This window comes from Vibrio sp. V10_P2A27P122 (assembly GCF_963874335.1).
Classification (GTDB): Bacteria; Pseudomonadota; Gammaproteobacteria; order Enterobacterales; family Vibrionaceae; genus Vibrio; species Vibrio anguillarum.
In genome coordinates this window covers 1-11,499 of sequence record NZ_CAWNHY010000017.1, presented here as the reverse complement: position 1 = coordinate 11,499, position 11,499 = coordinate 1, and the positions used below count along the sequence as shown (strand labels likewise).

Sequence of the window (11,499 nt, the reverse complement as noted above, 5' to 3'; positions counted from 1 at the left end):
TGCCTTGTTGCGTGATCAACGCGTTCATCAGATAAAATCTGCCCATCTTTGATATTCACTATTCTGTGAGTTCGCTTCGCTAATGCGAGATCGTGAGTGACGACAATAAGCGTTCGTCCTTCTTGATGAAGCTCATTGAACAGGGCTTCAATTTCAGCGCCTGATTTTGAATCTAACGCACCTGTCGGTTCGTCGGCTAAGATAATTTGCGGATCATTGACCAACGCGCGCGCAATCGCCACCCGCTGTTTTTGCCCCCCCGAGAGCTGGTTGGGTTTATGCTGCATGCGATCGCCAAGCCCCACTTTTTCTAATAGTGTTGCTGCACGTGCTCGGCGCTCTTTTAATTTTACTCCGCGATAGACCAAGGGTAGGGCGACGTTATCGAGAGCATTAGCGTATTCGAGCAGGTTGAAACTTTGAAAAACAAAGCCAATTTTTTGATTACGAATATGAGCCAATTGATGGCTGCTGAGCGAGGCGACCGCCTTGTCGTCCAACTGATATTCACCCGATGTAGGAACATCCAAGCAACCGAGGATATTCATTAAGGTTGATTTACCCGAGCCTGATGGCCCTAGAATAGAGAGAAATTCGCCTTTTTGAATCGATAGCGAAACGCCGTCTAATGCTTTGACCAACTCTTCACCACTGCGATAGTGCTTGCTGATATTGGTCAATTGAACAAGGTTCGGTAAGTTTTGTTTATTCACTTTGTAATGCCTCTAATGGCGTAATGCTAGCCGCGCGATTGGCGGGAAACCACGCGGCAATCACACCGACAATCGCCAGCGCCGCGATCACAAGAAAGACAATCGAAAACGACAGTTCGGGTAAGGGTTTCCCTAATTGCTCAAACAGCATACTGCCTTCTAAGGGAGCGTATCTTAATAAGGTGATCAGCCCGTAAGTGGATCCTAAGCCAGCTAAACCGCCAAGTGACATCGTGAGCAAGGCTTGCACTAAATAATGGAGTTTGATAGTGGTTGGCGTAGCTCCGACGGCCATTCGTACACCGATGTCTCGTGTGGATCGTTTTACCGTGGCGTACATGACATTGGCAATACCAATGCCTGCTACGCCGAGGGTAATAAGCCCAATAATGCCCAAAAAGCCTTGTAGACCGAATAAGAAACGGCGCATGCTTTTTTGCCTCAATAGCATGTCTTCGACTTGCAAGAGCTGCGTGTCTGAAGCACTGGCACCGTACTTTCTGGCGATCACTTGCTTAATCACTTGCGCGGCTTTTTCGCGATCAACCGTGGCATTGAGCTGCACATTGATCGCTGCAATCGCTGCGTTGGGGTTAAAACGTTGCCAAGTGCGAAAAGGCACAAATACCGCGTAGTCAATAGGGGTTCCTTGTTCTACCTCTGCACTTGTCTGCGCTATCACGCCGATAACGGTAAAGTTTTCATCACCTATTTTTATCAATTGACCTACAGGGTTTATGCTCAGCGTCTGGGGTTCCAGCCAACTCCAACCATCCTCAGAATTGAACAATTGCACTGCGGCGTTATAACCGAGTACAACCACTTTACGCTGCTGTTGATTATCGAGCGGGTTGATCCATCGCCCTCCTTTGGCTATCTCAATACCAGTTAAAGACTGATATTCTGGGTTAACCGCTAGTGGGCGCTGCCAGGTGCCATTGTCTTGATTGCTGACGCGTTTATCCCATTGTGCGCTGACTTCAGCGCGTTGGATAAAGGGCAGTGCGCGAACAAGCTCAACATCATCCGCTTGCAAAGAGAGGGCTTTCCCTTCAAAAAAGCGTCCGGCGGTCTGGCTGGCATAACCCCCGGTCACATAGAGTAAATTGCCATTGCCACTTTGTGATGAGCGTGTCAGCCCTTGGCGTAATCCTTCGCCTGTTGCGAGCATGGTGGCGATGCAAAGTGTACCCCAAGCCACCGCTAAAATAGTGAGTAGCAAGCGCAGTTTTTCGGCCGCCATCTCTTGATAAATTTGCCTGATAGGTAACATCATTATTAAGCCCTCGCACTTAAGGCGATGACGGGGGTGAGATTAGCGGCACGCTTTGCTGGGAAATAAGCAGCCAGCAGTGCAAACAACGTGGTGACGAGCAGTGACCAGCCTAGAGCTGGCACAGTGATGACTGGTTCGCCGAGCCAATCAGGTAAGCCGATGTAATTCAGTAATAGTACCACCAGATAGGAGAGGAGCACTCCGAATACTGCACCTAATACCACTAGCAACCCACCTTCTAAAATAAACTGGCGCAAAATGATCTTCGGTGTTGCGCCAATGGCTAAACGCACACCAATTTCCCGCGTTCTTTCCGTGACAGAAAGGAACATGATATTGGCGACGCCCAAAGCGCCGACCGCAAGCGTCATCGCTCCACTTGCCCCTAAAAATAGTTGTATACCTCGAAACAAGGCATTGAAAAATTGAGCGCCGCTGCTGAAGTCAGGTAGGTTTATGGCCTCAGTATCGCTCGGATCAAAATGTTTCTGTTTGGCGAAGAAAGAGAGGATGTTCATGCGCAATACCGCTGCTGGTATCCCTGTGGCGGGCTGCACAAGGAAAAATTCAGGCTCACTTTGCCAAAGATCAGTAAAAGCGCTGCTTGGGATCATCACTTGGCTGTTTTCATTGTTTATAGAAATGCCCCCTTCTTGCTGCTGAGTAATACCGACAACCGAGAAGGGAATGGTATTGACTTTGATCGTATCACCAATAGATAGCTGACCAACTTGTGCCAACTGCCAACCAACCACCGCAATTCGGGAATGGTTTTTCTGATCGCTGGCGTGAATGCCGCGTGACCCCGCGGTCAGTTGCAAGTTGCGCAATGCTAAAAATTGAGAGTCGATCCCGCTGACATAACCGGGAAGCATTCGGCCTTTTACATTCGTCACTTTAGCATCCCATTTTCCGTAGATAATTGATAATGCGCTGATGTTTGGGTGCTGTGCCAAAGCGCGCATTTCCGGCTCTGAAAGGGTAATCGCTCGTCTTGCCGCAAGGCCTTGCCAAGGTTTGGTGGTTTGACTGGGGAAAGCCATTTGTGTATCGCTCATTAACAGCGCGAAAGATTGTGTATTGACGCGATAAAATCCTTCACCTAAGGCAACGAGCACTAAAACAGAAACAATACCCCAAACGATAGCAATGACCGCGAGGGCGCTGCGTAGCCGATGGGCAAGCAGCGTTTGCACGACTTGCTGTAGGCTTGAGATCATGAGTGCAGAGCCTGAGAGAGCGAAGCGATCACGTCATCATCTAACTGCCCAGCAGCTTGCAGCAGGCCAATCCGCTGCTTCCAATATTGGTACAATCGCCGTTGTAGACTGTTTTTACTGTTAAACAGAGCGTTATGGGCGTCAATCAAATCAGAAGCTTCGGTCATTCCTGACTCATAAACGGTTTGTTTATTTTTTAAAGCTTGCTCTCTTGAGCGGACTTGTAACTGAGCCATCTCCACTTGTCGCCAATCCAGATGGATTTGGCTAAAGCCACTTTGAATTTTGCGTTTAATCTCGATATCTACCTTGCGCAGTACTTGCTTGGCGCTTAAGACTTGCAGCGCAGCCTGATCGACCGTGGCGCGCGTGGAACCATTCAAATCCAACGGAATTTTTAAGCTTAAACCTGCACTGAGATCCCCATCTCGACCCTGATTATTGTCTTGGTAAGAAACACTGCCAGATAAGGTGGGATAATATTTGGCTTTGGCTGCATCTCGGCCAAATTCAGAAGCGGCGACTTCCTGCTGGGCAGCCAATAACTCAGGGCTGTTATTCTGCGCAAGCTTTAACCATTCAGTTTCGCTGCTGACCTGCATTGGCGGTTCAATGAGGTCGGTCGTTTTAATTTGGTCAATGTGCTGTGGGTCTTGATTGATGAGCGCGATAAGGGCTGACTTTTTCTCTTCTAGAGCGGCTTGCGCACTGAGTATATCGGCTTGCTCATCGACGTGGTTAGCACGCATGTCTTCCAATGCCGTTGATCGAATTTTTCCTGCTTTGTAGCGCTGCTCGGTAATCTTCAGCAGTTTTGCACCTTCTACGAACTTTTGCTCAGCAAGTTGTCGATCGCCTTGTGCGCTGGCGAGATCGAAATAGGCATACAGTAATGTTGCAGCCAGCTCATTATGTGCAGTCTTCACTTTTAATTGTGATGCCACATAGCTTGCTTGAGATTGGTCGAGCTGTGCCCAATTAGCGCTATCCCAAATGGTTTGGCTTAATGTGGCACCATAGCCTTTAGTGTTGTTGCCATCGTCATCCCATGAGGTATCCGCGCTGAGGCTAAAAGAAGGCAGCAAGGCACTTTTGGTACTTCGGACCTCTGTTTCACTGATTTGAGATTGGATCTGCGCTTGTGAATAAGTAGGGTCAAAAGCTTTTGCGGCTTGCCAAGCTTGTTCAATAGTGATGGCGTGAGCTGAAAAAGTCACCGCGCCACAGAACGTCATTAGCGCGGCTGCTAGCGCATTACGTTGAAAAGGGCGCTTAGTGGTCATCTTTGCCTCCGAATAAACTGTTGTCGATGATCACATCGTCCGCTGATAAACCCGCAATCACTTCCACATTAATGCCATCGGACAAACCTAAGGTTACGGCACGCACTTGGTAACCTTGTTCTGACTGATCTGGGATCAAGACTTCAGGTTTTTCACCGCTAAATCGTAATGCGCGTTCTGGAATGGTGATGACGTTTTCCACGCTCTTTAATGTGATCTGTGCGGTAGCAGAAAAGCCCGAGCGAATCACCATATTGTCAGGAAAGCGAATCTGGTTAATCTCCACTTCAAATCCATTATCAAAGCTAGTCGTTTTAGTATCACTAGGGTTATTCAACTTATCAGATTGAACCGCAACTTTGCTTAATACGCCGCTGATTTCTGCTTCTGGATACGGTGCTAACGTTAAGTTGACGGCCATCCCTGCGGCGAGTTGTGCCGCATCATGTTCACTGACACTGCCTTTGAAAATCATGTCATTCATATCGGCAATCGACATCATTTCAGTTGCCGCTTGGCTTGAGGCAGTGGAGATGATCGGCTCTCCTACTTCCACTTTTAGGTTTAAAATGGTGCCATCAATGGGGGCGACGAGTGTGGACGTGAGTTTCGAATCGCCAACCGATGCTTCACCGCTGCGGATCAGCTCAAGGTTCTGCCTTTTTTGTTGCACTTCGGCTTGTTTTGATTTCAGCTCTGATTTTGCTTGGATTAGCTCACCGTAGTTTTCCGGCACAATCTTTTGTTCAACTAACTGCTGCAAGTTTGCCAGCGTCTGTTTGGCGGAATCTAAGCTCGCCTCACTTTGCATTAAAGCGGTGGTTGCGTCGGTTAACGCTTGCGGTGTTGGATTTGGACGCACTTTGATCAAAGGCGTGCCCAAGGTCACTTGTTCACCGACCCGATGATAAATTTCACCGACAATCCCCTCAATTTGCGATTTTATAGATACCGAGTGAGCTGGCACGATTTGGCCAACAGCGATTGCCTGTTTGGCAATATTTCCCTGTTCGACCGTCAGAGTGGGGAAAGCCGAGAGAGATTCATTGCTATTGGTAGTTAGGTAATAGCCCCCGCTGATTAAGGCGGCGCTAATTACCGCGATGGCCCAACGCTTTTTCATGAACAATTCCATATCAAGGAGAAAATAAACAATGGTGGTATGACTTGAGTGTCATCAGAAGGTTCCTTCATGCTATAGAAGTAGCGCATAAAAACCTGTATTGATTTGTCATGATAATGTCAGCTAGAAATAGCAAACAGCATGCAGTTGTCTGTTCTGATGAAAAGGGCGATCATTGACCGCCCTGATGGTAATAGTAGAAATGAGGTGTAGCGTAGAAAGGATCCGAGAGGAATTTAGCGCTTATTACGCAAATAACGTTTACGACGCTCTACTTTTTTGGCTGCTTTTTCCTCGGCTTCTCTGGCCGCTCGTTCTTCCACTTCCACTAACTCTTTGGTGATCATTTCAGGGCGTTCAAGAGTAATTTGGCCGAGAATACCTTGGCGCAATTCATGCAGTAGGATCTCCGAAGCTTTGTGCAGATCAATACGGCCACCGGGGCGCAGAGCACCACGTTTGCGGCCAATTTCTTCCATCCATTCCACATCAGATTGAGGTAGCTCATCGATTTGATAACGCTCTTGCAAACGCTCAGGATAAGCTTGCGCTAAATACTCAACAGTATAAAAGGCTACATCCTCATATTCCATTGCAGTATCTTTTACTGCCCCCGTTGCGGCTAGGCGAAAACCACTGTGTGGGTTTTCCACTTTAGGCCATAAAATTCCCGGAGTATCGGACAGTACAATGCCATTTTGCAAATTGATACGTTGTTGGCGGCGCGTAACGGCGGGTTGGTTACCTGTTTGAGCCACAGCGCGACCGGCTAACGTATTGATGATGGTTGATTTGCCTACGTTCGGGATGCCCATGATCATGGTGCGAATATTTTTCCCCACTTCTTCACGATGTGGCGCCAACTTACGGCAAAGCTCCATGATTTTATGCACTTCTTGAGGGTTAGACGTGGTTACCGCCATTGCTTTCACCCCTTGTTCTTTCTCAAAATGGTCGATCCACAATTGCGTCATTTCAGGGTCTGCTAGGTCACGTTTATTGAGTACCTTCACACACGGTTTATTACCACGCAAATGGGAGATAAGTGGATTCTCGCTGCTAAACGGGATACGAGCGTCCAACACTTCGATAATCACATCAACTTGCGGAATGACCTCTTCGATCTCCTTACGTGCTTTATGCATGTGTCCCGGAAACCATTGAATTGTGTTGTTAACCATTTGAAAACTGCCTTTTAATGTAAAAATTCTGCTGGTGGAGGAAGAGAGTTTTTATTGATGTTTATGAGAATCATCAACAAGGTTTACTGATAACCACCGCAGTTTTAGATGTGATGATGTTAACATTTAATTGGCGAGGCTGGAATCTAAGCTGTGCGGTGAACTTTACGTGTTCTGTCAATGATGAGATGGCTTAGGATTGACGACGCTCGTGCAGTTACATCTCTTGTCGGTGAGAGAGTACTGAGCCGAGCAAAAATTCGGTCAGATCGTGCTTGGTTAAGCAAGTTTTTGCCCAGCGGAGCAATTTATTGCTCAAGCAGTCAAAAGCCCCAATGTAACCCATTGAAATATAATGATTTATCACTGGCATTGCTTTTGCTTAGTGAGGCATTACATTATGCGATGCGATTCACGAAAAAGGACCAAACCATGCCAGCCGCTCTTCGAACCATTTCTTACCAAGCGTTATTAAACGCAGAGCAAGCCCATATGCCAGCCGTAAGATTATGCTCTACGCAGGGGAAACCGTCATGATCCTCTCTTGGTTTCAACAGCAGCAAAATCATCGCTATTGGTTAGTTGATCGCAAGCTTCATAAGCAGGCCTTACAGCAAAATGGGGGCTTTGGATTTGAAGAAGCCGTGCCTCTGTTTTATGGTGCAATGTTTACTGAGGTGATGGCACTCTCTCCATGGTTAATCCCTGTTTCTGAATCGGTATTATCGCTCCCTGAAGCGTTACTTGAACAGGGTATTGGGCTGTCAAGCCATGCCGTGGGTGATGAAGTTTTGCAGCATCTTCGCAGTTTATTAATTGCCGGATTAGAGGGCGAGGAAGTGATGTTTCGCTTTTACGATAGGTCGGTCATTATTGCTATGTTAGCGCGAATGGACCAATCAGAAGTGAACCAGTTTTTGGGCAATATCAATCAATTGGCTGCATTAGGTGATGGAGACCAAGGCCACGATCGAGATCAAGGCCACTTAGTCACGTTTAACAACACCTCGCACGCGCCATTTAATGCTCAGCAAGGCTCTTGGTGGGTAATAAAAGCGCATCATCTTGATAAACAAGAGAACTTACCTTTGTTAAAAGCTAACCTTGAATCTTGGTTATGGCAGCATTTCCCCAAGGCAATGGACCAGCACTTAACCCAAGGGCGTGATATCGCTTCCATGCTCACACCGTTTCTCTCTGCTGCTGAGCAAACCTTAACGTATCGTGTGATGAGTGCGGCCATCGCGGCGATTATGGGCAACGAATACTTGGCTCAGCCTAGCATGATAGAACTGATCAAAGACAATCAAAATGAAGAGATTAAATACGCTCTGCATGCCTTAAGTCGCCAATTACAACATGAGGGATAATCATGGATTCATTTAACCATTGCGTGCAGTGCAACCCCGAGAAAAACTGGTTGGAACTGGAGTTCATGAGTGAAAACGATGAACCGATTGATGGCCTTGCCGTCACCATTACGAACAAAATCACCTCCAACACACACACGCAAACCACCAGCGCCGGTAAAGTATTATTTGCAAATATTGCCGCAGGTGAATGGCGTGCTTCCGTCAGCCAAGCCTCTTTGTTAAGCGAAGTCGAAAAGTACGCCAGCCGTAAAGAAGGGCAAGAGTCGCCGGTGAAAACCCGTGCATCGGCAGAGCTGGATGCTGCTGAGAAAAACCCGAAACGGTATCACAGCACCACCATAGGTGATTTTTGGGATGAAGCCCCGCAAGATGAGTTTTTACAAGAGCATCATAAAGGGATAGATACCAATGCCTCTGCGGAAAAAGCAGGGTTCAGCCTTAGTCACAACCAAAGTTACGTTTTTGAAATCAAAGCACTGCGCAGTTATATGCCAGTGATTATTGATACCGATGAATTTAGTTTGGTGAATAGTTATACCTTTGCGTTGTTATCGAAATTGGCTTATGCGACAGATAAAAAAAGTATTGATCTAAAATCAGAGGCTGACAGTACTGGGAGTATCGAAACAGTTATAAATCAGTTCAAGTCTAGGCAGTTGCCGATACAGTCTGGTAATCAAAAAGTGAGATGGCTTGTCAAGGAAATACCTTACAGCAGAGCGCTGAATTTTAAATACTACGATAACCGCCAGAAACATGCCCAGGGCTATATCCTGTTCAATGAAGAAATAGCTATTGTTTCGGTTAGAGGTACTGAGCCGAGTTTTTACGATAAAGATAGTGCCATTGATCCAAATTCAAAATTAATCATTACTAAAGTTGCTAATGGTATTGACGCTGTACTTAATTCACCAGGTATGAATGACCTTGTAAAAACAGATTTGGATGCAGCACAAATAGCACCTAGTGAGTTTGGGGGGACTTATGTTCATCGGGGATTTTATCAATATACAACATCGCTTTGGAATTTGATGAAAGACGATATAAAAGATGAGCATAGAGGAAAAAATTTTTTCTGTTGTGGTCATAGTTTAGGTGGTGCAGGGGCACTGCTGCTAAGTGCGTTAACTAAAGACGCCTATAATTCTTCACAGCTACGCTTATACACTTACGGAATGCCACGTACAGGAACACGCAGTTTTGTTACTCGGTATCAGGATATTCTGCATTATCGTCATGTTAATAATCATGATTTGGTTGCTCAAATCCCCATGACATGGGCAAATACCGTATTTAGTAGTGGTATAACATTGATTAAGAAAATGCTCACCGATAACGACGATGATAATTATCTACACCATGGTCATTTGTCGCAGTTATTAACTTATAATGATTCTAACCAGATTTTACTGACGCCAAGGCAAACACAAATCACTATGCTAGATCTGGCAAAATTAGCCACTAATGATTCTGTCTCGCTGGTGGATAATCTGTCCGATGCGTCGATTGCTGAGCACGGTATGGATCATTATGTACCTAACTTATGGCAACAGCTGCTTGCTTTAAGTAATGAAAGTTTAATGACGCATTATCAACAAGCAATATCAGCCCTCGATCAAGAAATTGCTACTTTACAGCAAAATTATCTCACCGTTAAAAAAACTTGGGCTCGTTCTATCGGAGATGGCACACCTGCTATGGGAATTGGACGTTTGATGAGCGAGATGAATTCTATAAATAAGTTAATAGAGAACCGTAATCAGATTAGAGGTGAACTAAAGCAGATAGTCTTGGATCCTCAGCGCTTACCTTTAGCAAAACTATTAATAGCGCAGAAAACATTACCTGATGAAATTAAGGAACAACTGCAATGAAGTTATTGAATGGCCTCACAAGGAAAAAAAGAATATCAATTATTGTATTATTCATTGTATTCGTTTTTCTCGGTTTTGATTACTATCAAAGTACTCAGCCGAATATTTGGGGCGATGAACCTGATGAATCCTATATTACTATATCAGGCAGAAAGCCTATCGATACTAAAATAGATGCTTGGGTTGGATGGGGAGCAAGTGGAAGCAACTGTAAGGCGCGTACGTTCAGTTTTTCTAATGTGAAATGGTCAAAAGGGGCAAATGTAGATTTACATATCACCTATGATTTTTCTGCGGATCCCAACCGATATGAATTGAGAATTCCCTACCAGAAATATTATGACGCATTAAACTGTGATGTTGCTCTTGGGGATATTATAGTTCAAGCATATAACGCTTTCGATACTGTTGGTTTCGCTCAATTACGAATTTATAATCCAACTTCAACTGACGACAAATCTTTACCATTTAACTCTTTGATTGAAGCAAGAGACTGTAGAGCAAGATATTACGAAGACTTAGATGAATGGTCTACAGGCTTGGCTTGCAGTTTTTATACTAATGGGGAAATCAGAGATAAAAGAGATTTAGTCGAATTCAACGCCTACACCGTCTACTACGATTTCTCGAAATTTAATAACGACACTGTGATTCATTACGATATTTTAGCCGGTGAGAATTACCGCTCTGAGCCGTTAGTGCAAGAACAAGTCGCTGTAGCGCAATAATTAGGCATAATGAATGTATTCAATGATCACTTGATTACCTTCTATAGAAACATGCTGGATATCACCATCAACACTTATTCGGTTTTTTAAACAGATCGCTTTTACCTCGCTGGTGGCGGTCTGTTTCAAACTCGGTAGTACCCTGTGAGGCTCAATATGTAGATGACGACAGAATTGACTGATAAACGTCATCGATAAAGAGCTATCCCCTCGTAAAAGATGTGAGAACTCAAGTTGAGTAAGGTTAAGTCGCTTAGCCATCTCCATCTGAGTCAAATGCATTTTAGCCTTTTGTGACATCCATACATTGTATAAGGCTTGGCGATTGTAGTGGCATAGTGAATTTGGTCACTTAGTTAGAGGTGATATCATCACCTCATAAGTTAACAGGTGACATTATGACAAAACGTACAAGACGACTATTTAGCTCAGAATTTAAGTTAGAAGCAGCGCAGCTAGTCTTAGACCAAAATTACTCAGTGACTGAAGCAGCCCAAGCCATGAATGTGGGCAAGTCCACGATGGATAAATGGGTTCGCCAGCTTAGAGAAGAACGCCAAGGGAAAACACCGAAAGCTTCACCTATGACCCCTGAGCAAATAGAAATTCGGGAATTGAAAAAGAAGCTAGCGCGCCTTGAAGAGCATAATGAAATACTAAAAAAAGCCACGGCTCTCTTGATGTCGGACTCACTGAACAATTCTTGATAATCAAGAAACTCAAGCAGA

The 11,499-nt window shown here is 45.3% G+C and carries 10 protein-coding genes and 1 pseudogene; 4 read left to right on the top strand and 7 right to left on the bottom strand.

Annotated elements, in window-relative coordinates; translation table 11 throughout:
• From AACQ17_RS01190 to ylqF, 6 genes are all read right to left on the bottom strand, one after another.
• Positions 1-713: ABC transporter ATP-binding protein (locus AACQ17_RS01190; RefSeq protein ID WP_094167746.1), on the bottom strand; the 713-nt coding region annotated here is incomplete at its 3' end.
• On the bottom strand, positions 706-1,989 hold the full coding sequence (locus AACQ17_RS01185; RefSeq protein WP_094147344.1) for an ABC transporter permease: 1,284 nt from the start codon (positions 1,987-1,989) through the stop codon (positions 706-708). The genes AACQ17_RS01185 and AACQ17_RS01190, both read right to left, overlap by 8 nt.
• A gap of 2 nt (positions 1,990-1,991) precedes the next feature.
• Entirely contained in the window at positions 1,992-3,209 is a 1,218-nt protein-coding gene (locus tag AACQ17_RS01180; RefSeq protein WP_094147343.1) for an ABC transporter permease, read from the bottom strand.
• Positions 3,206-4,492 carry a TolC family protein gene (locus tag AACQ17_RS01175; RefSeq protein ID WP_094147342.1) on the bottom strand — a complete coding sequence of 429 codons (1,287 nt, stop codon included), beginning with the start codon at positions 4,490-4,492 and terminating at the stop codon, positions 3,206-3,208. Before AACQ17_RS01175 ends, AACQ17_RS01180 begins: the two co-directional genes overlap by 4 nt.
• Complete coding sequence (locus AACQ17_RS01170) at positions 4,482-5,627, bottom strand: efflux RND transporter periplasmic adaptor subunit (RefSeq protein ID WP_013868497.1); 1,146 nt, start codon at positions 5,625-5,627, stop codon at positions 4,482-4,484. The genes AACQ17_RS01175 and AACQ17_RS01170 overlap by 11 nt, the downstream gene beginning before the upstream one ends.
• A 224-nt stretch (positions 5,628-5,851) precedes the next feature.
• On the bottom strand, positions 5,852-6,796 hold the full coding sequence (ylqF, locus tag AACQ17_RS01165; RefSeq protein WP_013868498.1) for a ribosome biogenesis GTPase YlqF: 945 nt from the start codon (positions 6,794-6,796) through the stop codon (positions 5,852-5,854).
• Between the two features lie 509 nt (positions 6,797-7,305).
• Here ylqF and AACQ17_RS01160 point away from each other — a divergent pair.
• The 3 genes from AACQ17_RS01160 to AACQ17_RS01150 are packed head-to-tail and all read left to right on the top strand — an operon-like array spanning position 7,306 to position 10,771.
• Positions 7,306-8,166, top strand: coding sequence for a DUF4123 domain-containing protein (locus AACQ17_RS01160; RefSeq protein ID WP_094147341.1), 861 nt, complete (start codon positions 7,306-7,308; stop codon positions 8,164-8,166).
• 2 nt (positions 8,167-8,168) lie between these two features.
• Positions 8,169-10,043 (top strand): lipase family protein, encoded by a 1,875-nt coding sequence (locus tag AACQ17_RS01155; RefSeq protein WP_094167745.1) that lies wholly within the window; start codon positions 8,169-8,171, stop codon positions 10,041-10,043.
• On the top strand, positions 10,040-10,771 hold the full coding sequence (locus tag AACQ17_RS01150) for a hypothetical protein (protein WP_094147788.1): 732 nt from the start codon (positions 10,040-10,042) through the stop codon (positions 10,769-10,771). The genes AACQ17_RS01155 and AACQ17_RS01150 overlap by 4 nt, the downstream gene beginning before the upstream one ends.
• On the opposite strand, the gene AACQ17_RS01145 is transcribed toward AACQ17_RS01150, so the two are convergent.
• Positions 10,772-11,071 carry a helix-turn-helix domain-containing protein gene (locus tag AACQ17_RS01145; protein ID WP_094147787.1) on the bottom strand — a complete coding sequence of 100 codons (300 nt, stop codon included), beginning with the start codon at positions 11,069-11,071 and terminating at the stop codon, positions 10,772-10,774. It abuts the gene before it with no gap.
• 98 nt (positions 11,072-11,169) lie between these two features.
• On the opposite strand from AACQ17_RS01145, the pseudogene AACQ17_RS01140 reads away from it, so the two are divergent.
• Positions 11,170-11,499: pseudogene (locus AACQ17_RS01140) on the top strand (transposase); the annotation flags it as partial.

Coding starts and splice junctions, on each gene's coding strand:
- AACQ17_RS01155 (WP_094167745.1), top strand. CDS start 8,169: ATGGATTCATTTAACCATTGCGTGCAGTGCAACCCCGAGAAAAACTGG.
- AACQ17_RS01180 (WP_094147343.1), bottom strand. CDS start 3,209: ATGATCTCAAGCCTACAGCAAGTCGTGCAAACGCTGCTTGCCCATCGG.
- AACQ17_RS01185 (WP_094147344.1), bottom strand. CDS start 1,989: ATGATGTTACCTATCAGGCAAATTTATCAAGAGATGGCGGCCGAAAAA.
- AACQ17_RS01145 (WP_094147787.1), bottom strand. CDS start 11,071: ATGTCACAAAAGGCTAAAATGCATTTGACTCAGATGGAGATGGCTAAG.
- AACQ17_RS01175 (WP_094147342.1), bottom strand. CDS start 4,492: ATGACCACTAAGCGCCCTTTTCAACGTAATGCGCTAGCAGCCGCGCTA.
- AACQ17_RS01170 (WP_013868497.1), bottom strand. CDS start 5,627: ATGGAATTGTTCATGAAAAAGCGTTGGGCCATCGCGGTAATTAGCGCC.
- AACQ17_RS01160 (WP_094147341.1), top strand. CDS start 7,306: ATGCTCTACGCAGGGGAAACCGTCATGATCCTCTCTTGGTTTCAACAG.
- AACQ17_RS01150 (WP_094147788.1), top strand. CDS start 10,040: ATGAAGTTATTGAATGGCCTCACAAGGAAAAAAAGAATATCAATTATT.
- ylqF (WP_013868498.1), bottom strand. CDS start 6,796: ATGGTTAACAACACAATTCAATGGTTTCCGGGACACATGCATAAAGCA.